Origin of the sequence: Streptococcus pantholopis, assembly GCF_001642085.1 — a bacterium.
Classification (GTDB): Bacteria; Bacillota; Bacilli; order Lactobacillales; family Streptococcaceae; genus Streptococcus; species Streptococcus pantholopis.
Genome location: NZ_CP014699.1, coordinates 1,081,806 through 1,097,361, shown reverse-complemented (window position 1 = coordinate 1,097,361; position 15,556 = coordinate 1,081,806). Strand labels below are relative to the sequence as shown.

Here is a 15,556-nt window from a genome sequence, read left to right as displayed (position 1 = left end):
GAAAAGATGTTAGTCATTAAAAACGGCCGTGTGATTGATCCTAAATCGCAATTTGATCAGGTTTGCGATGTGCTGATTGATGGCCCAAAAATCGTAAAGATTGCTAAGCATATTGAAATCGAAGGTGCCGATGTTATTGATGCAGCAGGGCTGGTAGTGGCACCGGGCCTAGTCGATATTCATGTCCATTTCCGTGAACCCGGGCAAGTTCATAAGGAAGATATCCATACAGGTGCTTTAGCCGCTGCTGCTGGCGGCTTTACAACTGTTGTCATGATGGCAAATACTCATCCCACCATCTCTGATGTTGAAACACTAAAAGATGTTTTGGCCAGTGCTGCTAAAGAAAATATTCATATCTACACAAATGCAACAGTTACTAAGAACTTTGACGGCCAGCATCTGACAGATTTCAAAGCCCTTTTAGACGCTGGAGCAGTCTCTTTTTCAGATGATGGTATTCCCCTTCAAAGCGCTAAAGTTGTTAAGGATGCTCTAGATTTAGCCAAAGCAAACGGCACTTTTATCGCTCTGCATGAAGAAGATCCGGAGCTTAATGGTATTCTTGGTTTTAATGAAGACATCGCCCGAGATCAGTTTCATTTTTGTGGGGCAACAGGTCTTGCTGAATACAGTATGATTGCCCGTGATACTATGATTGCTTATGATCGCCGAGCTCATCTGCATATTCAGCATTTATCAAAGGCAGAGTCTGTAAAGGTAGTGGAATTTGCTCAGCAGTTGGGAGCTGAAATCACTGCAGAGGCTGCACCTCAGCATTTTTCTAAAACAGAAGACCTGCTGCTGACAAAAGGTGCCGCGGCTAAAATGAATCCTCCGCTGCGCAGGGAGAGCGACCGTCAGGCTGTTATTGAGGGACTTAAGTCCGGTGTTATTTCAATTATCGCAACTGACCATGCTCCCCATCATAGTGATGAGAAAAATGTGACTGATATAAGAAAAGCGCCTTCTGGTATGACTGGTCTTGAAACCTCACTATCGCTCGGTTTGACCTACCTAGTCGCCAGTGGTGAGCTGAGCTTGCCTGATCTGCTAGCTAAGATGACTGTTAATCCTTCTTCGCTTTATCATTTCGATGCGGGCTATCTTGCTGAAGATGGTCCTGCAGATATCGTTATTTTCTCTGACCAAGAAGAACGGACGGTTACTGACAAATTTGCTTCCAAAGCCTCCAACTCTCCTTTTATTGGCGAAAAGCTGATAGGAACTGTAAAATATACTATTTGTGAGGGGCAGCTTGTTTATAAGCAGGCCTGAAGCAAAAGCGCGGTTTTATGACCGCGCTTTTGCTTTAAGCTAAGAAGATTTTTAATGAATTTGTAACGAAACAATATCTTTAAAAACGTTTTCAAAAGCTCAGAAAAATAGTATAATAAACGAAAGATTTTAGGAAGGAGAGGTAATGAAAAAGAAACATTTAGTTATTTCTGTCTTTGTGAGTTTATTTCTGTTGCTGCCTGTCCTACAGGTGCAGCCTGTCTGGGCCGATTTTGATACTGGAGCAACAGAAATAGCCAATACAGACAGTCTTCCGGCAGCTATCTCTGCAGAAAATACTGAAAGCCCTGCAGCTGAGACGAAAGGTCCGGAAGTTCAAGCTAATCAGCTCATAACAGATAATCCTGAAGCGGGCAGCCAGTCTGATGGAAACGACTCCCCTTTGCCGGCTGCTGCTCAGGCTGACAATAGTCAAGTGACTATTATCCATACGAATGATGTCCATGGGCGTATGCAGGAGGCTGACGGTGTCATTGGAGATGCTAAGCTGGCTGCGATTGTCAATCAGGCCCGCAGTCAAGGAAAAACATTGGTTTTTGATTCGGGAGATGTGTTTCAAGGCCTTCCGATTTCTAACAGCTCCCAAGGAGAGGATATGGCGGATATTCTCAATGCTATCGGATTTGACGCTATGACCTTAGGCAACCATGAATTTGATTTTGGACTCGATCAGCTGCTGAATTTAAGTGAAAAACTGACCTTCCCTATTATCAGTTCTAATGTTTATATCGATGGCGTTCGTCTGTTTGAAGCAGCCACTGTTATTGATATGGATGATACTGTTTCAGGGGATGAATTCGTTGTTATCGGTGTCACAACGCCGGAAACAGCTACCAAAACCCATCCCAATAATGTAGTGGGTATCACATTTACTGATCCTATTACTGAGGTCAATCAGGTCATTGCTCAGCTTGAAGCTAATGCACGGGCAGAAGGCAAGACCTACAGCCATTATGTCATTTTGGCTCATCTGGGGATTGATACGACTACCCCTGTTCATTGGCAGGGAACAGCTTTGGCTCAGGCTCTTGCCGATAATGAGCTCTTGCAGGGGAAAACCGTCTTGGTACTTGATGGCCATTCCCACACGGTCTTAACAGCAAGTTACGGTAATGTTACTTACAATCAGACTGGTAGTTACCTCAATAATGTCGGTCTTGTGACTTTGAATGCAGACCGAGTGCTGTCAGCGGGGGTTATCAGTGCAGCAGAAGCAGAGTCTGTTTCTCCGGACCCTGACATTGCTGCTTTAATCTCGGAGATTGAAGCTAAATATGAAGCTGAAACATCAGCAGTCATCATCTCAGAAAGTCCGGTAGAGTTAAACGGAGATCGCATGAACGTTCGTGTCCGCGAGACTAACTTAGGGAATGCAGTTGCTGATGCTCTCTTAGATTACGGACAGACCGGCTTTACTCACCAGTCCAACTTAGCGGTGATGAATGGCGGCGGTTTAAGAGAGACCATCAAAGCAGGAGAGCCGGTAACTAAGGGGGATACTATTGCTGTTTTGCCTTTTGGCAATATTATTTCTCAAATTGAGGTTAGCGGACAGGATATTTACGATATGTTTGTGCAGTCGCTTGGTTCGATTTTACAGACCTCTCCTGATGGCAGCCCTGTTTTTGACGAAAACGGCCAGCCCTTACTTGAGCCCAGCGGCGGTTTCCTGCAGGCTGCCGGTGTGACGGTTTATTATGACACTAACTTAGAGCCTGCCAATCGGATTTTGGCTATCAGCGTTTGGGATCCTTTAAGCAACAGCTATAAGCCGCTCGATTTGATGGCAAGGTATTACTTAGCAACTAATGACTTTCTGGCTGCCGGCGGAGATGGCTATACCATGCTTGGTGGCGCACGCGAAGAAGGCCCGAGTCTCGATGAAGTGTTTGCCGCTTATTTAGCTCAGGCTGATTTGACTCAGTATACTGATATTAACCCTAATTCCCGTTTGATTTCCCTGTCCAGAGCTCAGTATATAGCCCAGAATATCAGCCAGGATGAAGCTGAAGAGGCAGAGAGACCTTTCTATCCGAGAAATGTTTTGGCCCAGCCTTCTGCTGTAGCAGCAGAACAGCTGCAGGGATTTGCAGAGGCATCAGTTTTTCTAGCTTCAGCAGATTCCTCGGACCTAGTCGCTCCTGAAATAAGACCTTCTTCCCCTGTGAAATGCACCTTACCTGCAGCAGAATATAAGGACGGTCTTCTGCCAAATAGTGGCGATAGGAGGTCTACTGTTATTATTGTTGTAGGTGTTCTTCTCATTTTTTCCGGTCTTTATGGCAGCAGGCGCGACTCATACCGAAAAAGGCAGCAGTAGTAAAAAGACGACTGGAAGGTTTTTCTTAAAAAATTGTTAACCAAATAAAAAGCGGAAAAGGTCAGGTATTAAACCATCTCTTCCGCTTTTTTCTTAAATGAGCATTGCTCACCTATTTTCATTAGGCTCTTGGCTCTTGTTTGGTTATATTAAGTCCCCAGGGGACGAGATTTTCTTTATGCTGTCTGATACGGCTGATATTTTCTCTATGACGAACAATAATCAGGCTGGCCACTGCAATAATGATAACAGTAAAAAAGAAATCATAGCCGGACAGTAAAAAATGAAAGGCCGGAAAGACAAGGGTGGTTACAATACCGACTAAGGCACTGATGATGCTGGCCAGTGAAATCATACTTGAAAGGTAAAGGACAATCAAAAAAACAGCCAGTAAAAAGAGCAGGTAAAGTGGCGCAAATCCTAAGAGCACTCCGGCACTGGTCGCAACAGCCTTTCCGCCTTTAAATCCTGCAAAAACTGGAAAGGTATGGCCAAGGATAGCGCAAGCTCCAATCACAATGGGTGAAAACTGTGTGACACCAAACATTATCGGCAGAACAGTTGCTACAGTCCCTTTCAGACAGTCTGCAGCAAAGGTGATGCTGCCTGCTTTCACGCCGAGCACGCGAAAGGTATTGGTTGTTCCGGTATTGCCGCTGCCGTAATCACGCAGATTTTTACCGTAAAAAATTTTCCCGATCCAAAGACCGCTGGGAATCGACCCCAGCAAATAAGCGATTATCATAAAAAACAATACATTCATATTTTCTATTATAGCATAGAAAAAGAGGAGCAATAGAAATCTTTTGTTCATTCTGAAAAATTATTTTGCAAATTTTTAAAAAAACTTGTAAGATAAAAAAGATGAATAAATTCGGAGGTCATAATGGCTAAGACAAAAATAACTATTAATAATTATAATGATGATGCCATTCAGGTTCTGGAAGGTCTGGACGCTGTTCGCAAGCGTCCGGGGATGTACATCGGCTCAACGGATACCACCGGCCTTCACCACCTTGTCTGGGAAATTGTCGATAATGCTGTTGATGAAGCACTCTCCGGTTTTGGTGATAGAATTGACGTGACCATTAATCAGGATGGAAGCGTGACTGTAGCAGATCGGGGGAGAGGAATGCCGGTCGGTAAGCATGCTATGGGTATTCCGACTGTGGAAGTTATTTTCACTGTCCTTCATGCTGGAGGCAAATTTGGCCAAGGAGGCTATAAAACCTCAGGCGGTCTGCACGGTGTTGGTTCATCGGTTGTCAATGCCTTATCCAGCTGGCTTGAAGTTGAGATTACCAGGGGCGGTGCTGTTTACCGCCAACGGTTTGAAAATGGCGGCCGGGCAGTCAGCGGTTTAAAGAAAGTCGGAACAGCCCCAAAATCACGATCTGGAACTAAGGTGACCTTTATGCCTGATGAAGGCATCTTTTCTACCGTTGATTTTAAATTTAATACCATTGCTGAGCGTCTTAATGAATCGGCTTTTCTTTTAAAAAATGTGACTCTGACCCTGACTGATAAGCGTTCAGGGGAAGCTGATGAGCACCTTGCTTTTCACTATGAAAACGGCGTTCAGGACTTTGTCGCCTATCTGAACGAAGATAAGGAAACACTGACACCGGTTATTTTCTTTTCGGGCGAGGAGCAGGGGTTTCAGGTTGAAGTCGCACTTCAGTATAATGATGGTTTTTCGGATAATATCTTGTCCTTTGTCAATAATGTCCGGACTAAGGACGGCGGAACGCATGAAACAGGCCTGAAATCGGCGATTACAAAGGCGATGAATGACTATGCGCGAAAGACTGGTTTGCTTAAAGAAAAGGACAAAAATCTTGATGGAGCGGACTACCGTGAAGGCTTGTCAGCTGTCTTATCAATTCTGGTTCCGGAAGAACACCTCCAGTTTGAAGGGCAGACCAAAGATAAACTTGGCAGCCCTTTAGCCCGCCCCTTGGTTGAGAGTATTGTTTCTGAAAAATTAACCTATTTTCTTTTGGAAAATGGAGAAACTGCGTCAAACCTCATTCGAAAGGCAATCAAAGCCCGTGATGCCCGTGAAGCGGCTCGAAAAGCCCGTGATGAATCGCGGAACGGCCGTAAAAGTAAAAAAGATAAGGGCTTGCTTTCTGGGAAACTGACACCAGCTCAGTCCAAAAACCCCAAGAAAAATGAATTATATCTGGTTGAGGGTGACTCAGCCGGCGGTTCTGCTAAACAGGGACGGGATCGTAAATTTCAGGCCATTCTGCCTCTGCGCGGCAAAGTTCTTAATACAGCCAAGGCTAAAATGGCCGATATCATCAAAAATGAAGAAATCAACACGATGATTTACACGATTGGCGCCGGCGTTGGCCCCGATTTCAAAGTGGAAGAATCCAATTACGATAAAATCATCATCATGACCGACGCTGACACTGACGGAGCTCATATTCAAACTCTTCTGTTGACCTTCTTTTATCGCTACATGCGCCCTTTGGTTGAAACTGGCCATGTTTATATTGCTCTTCCGCCACTTTATAAGATGAGCAAGGGTAAAGGAAAAAAAGAAATTGTTGAGTATGCCTGGACTGACCAAGAACTGGAAGAACTCCGCCAAAAATTCGGTAAAGGTGCTCAGCTCCAGCGTTACAAAGGTCTTGGGGAAATGAATGCTGACCAACTTTGGGAAACGACTATGAATCCTGACAGCCGAACACTTATTAAGGTGACTATTGATGATTTAGCCCGTGCCGAACGCCGCGTTTCTGTTTTGATGGGTGACAAGGTCGAACCGCGCCGCAAATGGATTGAAGACAATGTGAAGTTCACGCTGGAAGAATCAACTGTCTTTTAATAAAAAGGAAATAGTATGTCAGTTAAAATTCGTGAAATTTGTGAAAATGATAAAGAAATTTTTCTTGAATTAACCTCTGACTTAAGTCAGTTTAATAGACAGAGACATGAGGAAAAATCAAAGTATGATGACTACGGGCGCGTTCTTGAAAATATTAAAAGACGGGCGCTTGAGACTTTTGAAAATAAAGATGATGGCTTTACATATATTATTTTGGCCGAATACCATCAAACAGTTGTGGGCTACGGCCTGGCAAGGATATATGATGAAGAAGCTACTGCAGACAATGGAACAGGCAAAACAGGCTTAATTGATGAACTGTTTGTTGTTGAATCCGCCAGAGGTCAGGGGATTGGCCAAATGCTGCTGAATGCCTGTATAAATTGGCTGAAAGCTTCCGGAATTCGGCGAGTCAAACTTCATGCCTATTCATGGAATGGCGGTGCAAAATATCTTTACAAGCGTAACGGATTTACAGCCTATGCCTTATCCTATGAAAAATGGCTTGAAGATTGAGCAAGATCCTGCGCTATCGGAGGAAAATAGTTAGAGTTAAAATTGTTCCTGTTCTCTGGCTGCAGTGCTTAATTTAGCAGAATCTACCTTTTACCGAATATTTGTTGTTCTCCCTTCCAGTCATCACCGCGAAGATTTTGGCATAAGCTGTGAGAGGTTTTTTCAGCATAGGATATCTGTGACTTTTATCCGCTTGATTTTATACAAAATGACAAATGAATTTCTATTAAATCACCTTTTTAACCTAATGAAAGGAACTGAATGCGGGCCGCAGACTGTATGAAAAGCAACTGTTCCCTAGACGCCAGCGTCTTTGGTCAGTTTCTTGTTTTGACTTTGTCTGTATAACGCCCTTAGTATCTTAAATTATGAGCAATGTACAAAACATGTCTTTAGAAGACATTATGGGAGAGCGCTTCGGACGCTATTCCAAATACATCATTCAAGAGCGTGCGCTCCCTGATATTCGTGATGGGCTTAAACCTGTCCAGCGCCGGATTCTCTATTCAATGAATAAAGATGGCAATACGCACGACAAAGGCTTCCGTAAATCGGCTAAATCAGTCGGAAATGTTATGGGGAATTTCCACCCGCATGGAGATTCTTCTATTTATGATGCCATGGTCCGTATGTCACAGGACTGGAAAAATGGTGAAAGGCTGATAGAGATGCACGGCAATAACGGGTCTATGGACGGTGATCCGCCTGCAGCCATGCGTTATACCGAGGCCCGTTTATCTGAAATTGCAGGGTTTCTGCTCCAAGATATTGACAAGAAAACTGTGCCTTGGGCTTGGAACTTTGATGATACTGAAAAAGAACCAACGGTTTTACCAGCAGCCTTCCCCAACCTTTTGGTTAACGGTGCAACAGGAATTTCAGCAGGCTACGCCACCGATATCCCGCCGCATAATTTAGCTGAAGTGATTAATGCTGCGATTTATATGATCGACCACCCAAAAGCTAAGTTAGATAAGCTGATGGAATTTTTACCCGGACCGGACTTTCCCACAGGAGCCATTATCCAAGGGAAAGATGAGATTCGCAAGGCCTATGAAACCGGGAAGGGCCGAATTGTTGTGCGCTCTAAAACTGACATCGAAAATCTTCGCGGCGGTCGGCAGCAAATCATTGCGACAGAAATCCCCTATGAAGTGAATAAAGCTTTTTTGGTCAAAAGAATTGATGATATCCGTCTGAATAACAAAGTTCCGGGCATTGCAGAAGTTCGGGATGAATCAGACAGGGATGGTTTGCGTATCGCTATTGAACTGAAAAAAGAGGCTGATGCACAAACCATTTTAAACTATTTATTCAAATACACGGATTTACAGGTTAACTACAATTTCAATATGGTGGCGATTGACCACTACACACCGCGTCAGGTCGGTCTGATTCCGATGCTGAGCAGCTACATCGTCCACCGCAAAAGCATCATTGTAGCCCGCTCTAAATTTGATAAGGAAAAGGCCGAAAAACGTCTTCATATTGTTGAAGGGCTGATTCGTGTCATCTCCATTTTAGATGATATTATTGCTCTTATTCGGGCATCCGAAAATAAGGCTGATGCCAAGGAAAATCTCAAAGTCAGTTATGATTTTTCAGAAGAGCAGGCAGAAGCTATTGTCAATCTGCAGCTCTATCGCTTGACTAATACAGATATTGTTACTCTTGAAAACGAAGAAGCAGAGCTCAGAGAACGTATTACGACTTTGAAAGCAATTATTGCGGACGAGGCGACTCTCTACCGTGTGATGAAGAGTGAACTGCGTGAAGTGAAGAAAAAATTTGCCAAGCCGCGTCTGACAGAACTGCAGGCTGAAACACAGGCTTTGGAAATTGATTTGGCCAGCCTGATTGTTGAAGAAGAAACCTTTGTCAGCGTAACGCGAAGCGGCTACCTCAAACGCACAAGCCCCCGCTCCTTTAAATCTTCTCATCTGGATGAGATGGGGAAACGTGATGATGATTCTGTCAGTTTAGTCCAAAAAGCTAAAACGACTCAGCATCTGCTGATTTTCACCAATTTCGGCAATTTGATTTACCGGCCTGTTCACGAGCTGACAGATATCCGCTGGAAAGAGATCGGTGAGCACCTGTCACAGACTATTACGAATTTTGCAAGTGATGAGCAGGTAGTTTATGCAGAAATTATTGATGATTTTGATGCAGCTACCTATTTTGCAGTTACAAAACTGGGCCAGATTAAACGGCTGGAACGTCAGGCGATTTCTCCCTGGCGGACCTACCGGTCTAAATCCAGTCAGTTTGCTAAATTAAGAAATAAAGACGATCGTGTTATTGCAGTTGCCCCTATTGCTTTAGATGATATCATGCTGATTACTCGTAAAGGCTATGCGCTGCGTTTCAATATCGGCGATGTCCCCGTTTTGAGCGGAAAAGCAGCTGGCGTTAAGGCAATCAACTTAAAAGAAGACGACAGTCTAGCCAGTGCCTTTATCCTTAGTGCTGAAAGCATCTTTTTGCTGACACAAAGAGGGAGTCTGAAACGGATGGCTGTCTCTCTCATTCCTTCAACCAGCCGAGCTAACCGCGGTCTGCAAGTGCTGCGTGAACTAAAAGCCAAACCTCACCGTGTCTTTTTAGCTGGGCCGATTCATTCTGCAGGCGATCCATCACTTGATTTATTTAGTGTGCAGCCAGAAAAGAGAGAAGAGCCAGAAAAACTTGAGATTATCTCAAAAAGCGGAAAAACCTATGATGTCATCCTGGAAGATCTGCCGTTTTCGGAGCGCAGCAGCAACGGCTCCTTCATTTCTGATACCATTTCGGATGAAGTGCTCTCTGCAGAAATTAAATAAAGTGATTTTTGCAAAAACAGCTTATTTTTGTCTGCTGAAAAAGCAGCCAGAGTAAGCTGTTTTTCTTAAATAATCCCCGCAGTAAAATTAGACAGTTTGATGGCTGTGCTTCAGGAGAAGAGCGGGAGTTTATTTGGTTTTTAAATGTGCAATTTTCAGAATTTTATGAAAAGACTTGAAAAATAACAAAAAAAGGGTAAAATAGAAAAAAATGAGGAAAGAGGTTTTTTAAATGACTGTAGATCTTGACTGGGAAAATTTAGGATTTGGCTACCTTAAACTTCCGGAGCGCTATATTTCTTATTATAAAAACGGAGAATGGGACAACGGCCAGATGACCCAGGATGCCACTCTGCACATTTCGGAAAGTTCACCGGCTCTTCACTATGGCCAGCAGGCTTTTGAAGGCTTAAAAGCCTATCGGACCAAAGCAGGAGACATTCAGCTCTTTAGGCCGGACCAAAATGCTGAACGATTGCAAAAAACCGCTGACCGTCTGCTCATGCCTCAAGTTCCAACTGAAAAATTTATCGAAGCCTGTAAAGCAGTTGTCAAAGCAAATGCTGAATATGTACCTCCTTACGGAACAGGGGCAACTTTATATCTGAGACCCTTGTTGATCGGTGTAGGAGACAGTATCAGTGTTAAACCAGCAGAAGAATATATTTTCACAGTCTTTGCTATGCCTGTGGGCAACTATTTCAAAGGAGGCTTAACACCGACCAATTTTATCGTAGCCGAAGACTTTGACCGAGCAGCGCCTTACGGTACTGGTGCAGCAAAAGTCGGCGGCAACTATGCCGCCAGTCTTTTGCCTGGAGACAAGGCCCATATTGCCGGATTTTCCGATGTTATCTATCTTGATCCGGCCACACACACTAAAATAGAAGAAGTCGGCTCAGCTAACTTTTTTGGCATCAGCAGAGACAATGAATTTGTGACACCTTTAAGCCCTTCCATCCTGCCTTCTGTAACAAAGTATTCTTTGCTTTACTTGGCTGAAGAGCGTCTCGGCTTAAAGGCTGTAGAAGGCGATGTTCCGATTGCTGATTTGGATCGCTTTACTGAAGCCGGTGCCTGTGGAACGGCTGCTGTCATCTCACCAATTGGTGGTATCCAGTTTAAAGACAGACTGCATGTCTTTTACAGTGAGACAGAGGTCGGTCCGATTACTCGCAGGCTTTATGATGAACTGGTCGGGATTCAGTTTGGTGACATTGTTGCACCAAAAGGCTGGATTACTAAAGTGGAATAAAAGAAAAAGCTTGCTCTTGCAAGCTTTTTTAAATTTGTGTAAAATTAAAAAAGGAAACACAGATGGTTTTGAAACATGGCAGAGTCTGAAAAAAGGTCTATACTAAAGAGGACTTATATGCTTGATGTTTTTAAATTTATCAATAGAAAAGGACAAGTTTTATGAGTAAAAAAGATAAAAAAATTGCTGTTGAATTGGCAGACAGTCAAGTACAGGTCAGCGGCAGTCCAGTGACTGGCTACCGCTTGACAATAGGTAAAAAAAGTATCGGCGAGATTGCAGAGATTGATGGTAAATTTGCTGTCATTGAAAAGGGCGAAATAAGCATTTTTTTTAAATCGCTGGAAAAAGCAGTTGAAAATATTATTGAAAATTATAATTTAAATCATTGATACGAAAAGACATCACACTGAAATGAAAATGACATCATATTTTCATTTTTCAATTAGTTTAATGATAAGCTTTGCAATACAGGATTCAGACTGGTGCAGGCCCTCGCATTATGCAGTCTTTTTAGCATAAGAAGGAATGTTCGGAAATTTTGAATTTAAGAGCTCTACTATGTTAAAAAGGCTTGCAAGTTCGGTAAAACTATGATAGAATAGACTTCGTTGTTACGGAATGGAAGGGTAGCGAAGAGGCTAAACGCGGCGGACTGTAAATCCGCTCCTTCGGGTTCGGGGGTTCGAATCCCTCCCCTTCCATGTCAAGATGGTAAAGCGTTGAAAATATGCAGTGAAAGCTAAGTGAAATTTTTCATCAAAGATTAGCTGCTATTTGATCCGGATACCTGTCTTGGATTTAAAAATGGGGTATAGCCAAGCGGTAAGGCAAGGGACTTTGACTCCCTCATGCGTTGGTTCGAATCCAGCTACCCCAGTTAAAGGTATCAGAGTACTTCTGAGACCGTCAAAGATAAAAATATGTTGTCGTTGCGGGTTACCTTGAAAAAAATATATTGTTATCAAAAGTTAGCTGGGCTAGCTTTTGTTGGAGGATTTTGTTAGAATGAATGAATTTGAAGATTTGCTAAACAGTGTCAATGAAGTCAACCCTGGTGATATTGTTACCGCGGAAGTTTTAGCTGTTGACAGTGAACAGGCAAATGTGGTTATTGACGGTACTGGAGTCGAAGGCGTGCTTACTCTTCGCGAACTGACAAATGATCGTGATGCAGATATTAACGATTATGTCAAAGAAGGAGATAGAGTTGAAGTACTTGTCTTGCGTCAGGTTGTTGGAAAAGATACTGATACCGTGACCTTTCTGGTCTCTAAAAAACGGTTAGAAGCACGTAAAGCATGGGATAAGCTGATCGGACGTGAAGGCGAAGTAGTCACTGTAAAAGGAACACGTGCTGTCAAAGGCGGACTTTCAGTTGAATTTGAGGGTCTGCGTGGATTTATTCCAGCTTCTATGCTTGATACGCGTTTTGTTCGCAACACAGAAAAGTTTGTTGGACAGGATATTGATGCGAAGATTAAAGAAATTGATCCGGCTGAAAATCGTTTTATTCTGTCACGGCGTGATGTTGTTGAAGAAGCTGCTGCCAAAGCACGTGAGGAAGTATTCTCAAAACTGGAAGTTGGTGCTGTAGTGACTGGAACTGTTGCACGTTTGACAAGTTTTGGAGCTTTCATTGACTTAGGCGGTGTTGATGGACTTGTTCACGTGACTGAACTGTCTCATGAGCGTAATGTTTCACCAAAATCAGTTGTTACGGTTGGTGAGGAGATTAACGTTAAAGTTCTTGCGATCGACGAAGAAGAAGGTCGGATTTCTCTCTCTCTTAAAGCAACTACACCTGGTCCATGGGATGGAGTGGAACAGAAGCTTGCTGCCGGTGATGTCATTGACGGAAAAGTGAAACGTCTGACAGATTTTGGTGCTTTCGTTGAAGTCTTGCCTGGTATTGATGGCCTTGTACACATTTCTCAAATTTCGCACAAGCGCGTTGAAGACCCTAAAGATGTTCTTAGCGTTGGTCAGGATGTTAAAGTTAAAGTTCTTGACGTGAATGCTGCTGATGAACGGGTTTCATTGTCTATCAAAGCGCTTGAAGAGCGACCTGCACCGGCTGAAGGAGAAAATAATAATGACAATAAGCGTAAATCGCGTCCTCGTCGCCAAAAACGGCAGGAAAAGCGTGATTACGAGCTTCCGGAAACACAAACAGGTTTTTCAATGGCGGATTTGTTTGGCGATATTGAACTGTAAGTTAAGCTGATAATCAGACTTAAAAAGGCCGACGGCCTTTTTAAGTCCTGTTTATTCAAGACTGTTTGGAGTTAGCATTTTTTAATAGCTCTTTATTATCCATCTTTAGTGTAATGGATATCACATAAGATTCCGGTTCTTATAATGGGGGTTCGATTCCCTCAAGATGGACTTGGTTAATTTAAAAACTTAAAAGCAGATGTCTGCTTTTAAGTTTTTATTTTTGGCTTTATTTAAACGACTAATAAAGTACGGCTCAACTGAAAAAAAACGGATAGCGTTTAGCTTCATTCAAACAGGAAAACGAGAGAATCTAAGAATAATTCAAAAAATTTATCAGGCCATTAAAACACTCTGTTTTTTATCTGTTATAAAAAACAGATAAAAAACAGACGATAATCAGAAAGTCTGTAGACGGTTTTGCTATACTTATCCTAGAAAATATCTAACATTTCTGCCTATGGCAGGCATTTATTAATGAAAGGATGAAGATAAGAAAGCAATGAGTAGAGCGTCGAAGTTATTACTAAAAAGCAGCTTGCTTTTCTCTGCAGCAGTGCTGTTCCCTTATGCTGCGGTAAAAGCAGACGAAATTACTGAGCCGGCTGGATTCGAAATGACTTCCCAAGTTATGGAAGTAGATAATCATGAAACGAGTGCAACTGATGAAGAGGAAGTTGGAGCAAAAGAGGATACTGGCAATCTAGCTGAATCTCAGATACTTTCTCTTAATGACAGTCATGAGCAAGAAATTATGACTGCCAGCAGAGAGGGGGAAAATTTAGAACCTATACCGTCTCAGATGGTTAATCAATCAGCACCAAAGGAAAAATCACCGGAAGCAGAGATTCTGAATGCAGAAGCAAATTTAGATGAAGAACTGCCTCCAGTAGCTGAACAAAATCAGGAGGAGCCCAAAACACCCAAACTAGAATTGACTAATAATTCCGTTAGTGTAACACCGCCGCCAAAGACAACAAGATTTATAGTGACCTATACCCCTGAATCGTTGGTGGGAACGGGAATGAAAGAATTAATTCTAGCTCTCGAAAACGGAAAATGGAAGTGGCATGGTGATGGTGAAAAAACCTCTGTTGATTATGAAACAGGGAAGATAACTATTTTGCTTAGTGATATTCGAAATGGAGGAATTCTTATTGCTACAGCTTTTTCTGGGGAAGAAGGAGTGGATTTTTTAGGTTCTGTAACACAAAAAATCCAGCGGGCTCCCGAAGGGGATAATCCAAAAGCGGAAAGTCCAGAATCTAAGGAGGAGACACCACAAAGTACAGAAATGGGCAATGTTTATATTCAGTATTTCAGCTTTGAAAAGGGTAAGCTTGCATTGCTTCAAGGAAAAACAGAATCGGGGAAAACAGTAGAAAGTCAGGAAATCCTGCAAGGAGATATTGGCACGAGATATGATACTAAAGCAGTTCGTCCTCAAAGTATCATTGATGCAAATGGTGTGAAATGGGTTTTAAATGAAGAAAGCACTGAAGGCCAAGAGGAAGGTGTTTTTGGGGAAGAAGCCCCAAAAGTTGCCTATTATTATACTAGACATAGTGAAATTGGCTCAGTTAAGATTTGGTATGTTGATGAAACAGGTGCAATTCTGAGGACTGAGACGGCGATAGAAAATCAAGCTGTAGAAAACGATTATGATATTAGTAATAAAAAGCAAGCTGAAATTACTGTCGGCAACAAGGTTTATACTTTGGTCAAAGAAGGAGTGTATCCGATTGGTACAGTAAGCGAAGATGGAAATCTGATTCAATCAAATCTGCCAAATTTTATTGGTGTTGATCCGATTAAAGGTAAAATTATCCCAGGCGATCGAACAGTGGCATTCGTGTACAAGCTAGCAGGAGAAATAACTGATCCTCAGGAAGAAGATCCAAATCAGGAGGCGCCATTACCAAAAACAGAAACGCCTCAAGCAGAAGATCCAAAGCAGGAGATACTGTCACCTGAGTCAAAAAAATCACAAGCAGCTCCTCCTAAGCAAGAAACTTCGGCACCTGGATCAGCAAAATCACCAGCAGTCTTACCTAAAGCGGAAGGAAAAGAAGGATCTGCTCCCAAGCAGGAGACGCCTTCTTCTAAATTAGAAAACCCTCAGCCGATGCCTCAAAATGCAAAAAAACTGCCTGCTGCTGGAGATCAGGATAAGTCGCTGGGCGTAGTAGGGTCGCTTTTATTTATGATGCTGGCAGTAATAGGATTTTTTACAAAAATTCATAAAAGGCTGTTTAGAGGCTGATTTTTAGACTATCCTTTTATAAAAA

The 15,556-nt window shown here is 42.7% G+C and carries 10 protein-coding genes and 3 tRNA genes; 12 read left to right on the top strand and 1 reads right to left on the bottom strand.

Annotation, left to right across the window (positions count from 1 at the left end):
* The first annotated feature begins 6 nt into the window (after window positions 1-6).
* Both A0O21_RS05090 and A0O21_RS05085 read left to right on the top strand, forming a co-directional pair.
* Window positions 7-1,278 (top strand): dihydroorotase, encoded by a 1,272-nt coding sequence (locus tag A0O21_RS05090; protein ID WP_067062267.1) that lies wholly within the window; start codon window positions 7-9, stop codon window positions 1,276-1,278.
* A gap of 145 nt (window positions 1,279-1,423) precedes the next feature.
* Complete coding sequence (locus A0O21_RS05085; RefSeq protein WP_067062264.1) at window positions 1,424-3,619, top strand: 5'-nucleotidase C-terminal domain-containing protein; 2,196 nt, start codon at window positions 1,424-1,426, stop codon at window positions 3,617-3,619.
* Between the two features lie 121 nt (window positions 3,620-3,740).
* Here A0O21_RS05085 and plsY read toward each other — a convergent pair whose 3' ends face one another.
* Window positions 3,741-4,382 carry a glycerol-3-phosphate 1-O-acyltransferase PlsY gene (gene plsY / locus A0O21_RS05080; protein ID WP_067062261.1) on the bottom strand — a complete coding sequence of 214 codons (642 nt, stop codon included), beginning with the start codon at window positions 4,380-4,382 and terminating at the stop codon, window positions 3,741-3,743.
* A gap of 123 nt (window positions 4,383-4,505) precedes the next feature.
* Here plsY and parE point away from each other — a divergent pair, with 123 nt between their 5' ends.
* The 10 genes from parE (at window position 4,506) to A0O21_RS05030 (ending at window position 15,531) form a co-directional block, all read left to right on the top strand.
* Window positions 4,506-6,458 (top strand): DNA topoisomerase IV subunit B, encoded by a 1,953-nt coding sequence (gene parE / locus A0O21_RS05075; RefSeq protein WP_067062259.1) that lies wholly within the window; start codon window positions 4,506-4,508, stop codon window positions 6,456-6,458.
* A gap of 15 nt (window positions 6,459-6,473) precedes the next feature.
* Window positions 6,474-6,974 (top strand): GNAT family N-acetyltransferase, encoded by a 501-nt coding sequence (locus A0O21_RS05070; RefSeq protein ID WP_067062257.1) that lies wholly within the window; start codon window positions 6,474-6,476, stop codon window positions 6,972-6,974.
* Between the two features lie 368 nt (window positions 6,975-7,342).
* A complete protein-coding gene (parC, locus tag A0O21_RS05065) occupies window positions 7,343-9,796 on the top strand; it encodes a DNA topoisomerase IV subunit A (RefSeq protein WP_067062254.1) in 2,454 nt (817 codons plus the stop codon).
* 232 nt (window positions 9,797-10,028) lie between these two features.
* Window positions 10,029-11,051: a branched-chain amino acid aminotransferase gene (locus tag A0O21_RS05060; protein WP_067062251.1), complete on the top strand. Its 1,023-nt coding sequence runs from the start codon at window positions 10,029-10,031 to the stop codon at window positions 11,049-11,051.
* Window positions 11,052-11,212: 161 nt separating this feature from the next.
* On the top strand, window positions 11,213-11,443 hold the full coding sequence (locus A0O21_RS05055; RefSeq protein ID WP_067062248.1) for a DUF2969 domain-containing protein: 231 nt from the start codon (window positions 11,213-11,215) through the stop codon (window positions 11,441-11,443).
* A 231-nt stretch (window positions 11,444-11,674) separates the two neighbouring features.
* Window positions 11,675-11,755, top strand: a tRNA-Tyr gene (locus A0O21_RS05050).
* A gap of 104 nt (window positions 11,756-11,859) precedes the next feature.
* Window positions 11,860-11,931: transfer RNA gene (locus A0O21_RS05045), tRNA-Gln, on the top strand.
* Between the two features lie 128 nt (window positions 11,932-12,059).
* Complete coding sequence (gene rpsA / locus A0O21_RS05040; RefSeq protein WP_067062235.1) at window positions 12,060-13,268, top strand: 30S ribosomal protein S1; 1,209 nt, start codon at window positions 12,060-12,062, stop codon at window positions 13,266-13,268.
* Between the two features lie 99 nt (window positions 13,269-13,367).
* Window positions 13,368-13,439, top strand: a tRNA-Arg gene (locus tag A0O21_RS05035).
* Between the two features lie 460 nt (window positions 13,440-13,899).
* Complete coding sequence (locus tag A0O21_RS05030) at window positions 13,900-15,531, top strand: MucBP domain-containing protein (RefSeq protein ID WP_158511690.1); 1,632 nt, start codon at window positions 13,900-13,902, stop codon at window positions 15,529-15,531.
* Window positions 15,532-15,556 lie beyond the last annotated feature (25 nt).

Coding starts and splice junctions, on each gene's coding strand:
- A0O21_RS05090 (WP_067062267.1), top strand. CDS start 7: ATGTTAGTCATTAAAAACGGCCGTGTGATTGATCCTAAATCGCAATTT.
- A0O21_RS05085 (WP_067062264.1), top strand. CDS start 1,424: ATGAAAAAGAAACATTTAGTTATTTCTGTCTTTGTGAGTTTATTTCTG.
- plsY (WP_067062261.1), bottom strand. CDS start 4,382: ATGAATGTATTGTTTTTTATGATAATCGCTTATTTGCTGGGGTCGATT.
- parE (WP_067062259.1), top strand. CDS start 4,506: ATGGCTAAGACAAAAATAACTATTAATAATTATAATGATGATGCCATT.
- A0O21_RS05070 (WP_067062257.1), top strand. CDS start 6,474: ATGTCAGTTAAAATTCGTGAAATTTGTGAAAATGATAAAGAAATTTTT.
- parC (WP_067062254.1), top strand. CDS start 7,343: ATGAGCAATGTACAAAACATGTCTTTAGAAGACATTATGGGAGAGCGC.
- A0O21_RS05060 (WP_067062251.1), top strand. CDS start 10,029: ATGACTGTAGATCTTGACTGGGAAAATTTAGGATTTGGCTACCTTAAA.
- A0O21_RS05055 (WP_067062248.1), top strand. CDS start 11,213: ATGAGTAAAAAAGATAAAAAAATTGCTGTTGAATTGGCAGACAGTCAA.
- rpsA (WP_067062235.1), top strand. CDS start 12,060: ATGAATGAATTTGAAGATTTGCTAAACAGTGTCAATGAAGTCAACCCT.
- A0O21_RS05030 (WP_158511690.1), top strand. CDS start 13,900: ATGGAAGTAGATAATCATGAAACGAGTGCAACTGATGAAGAGGAAGTT.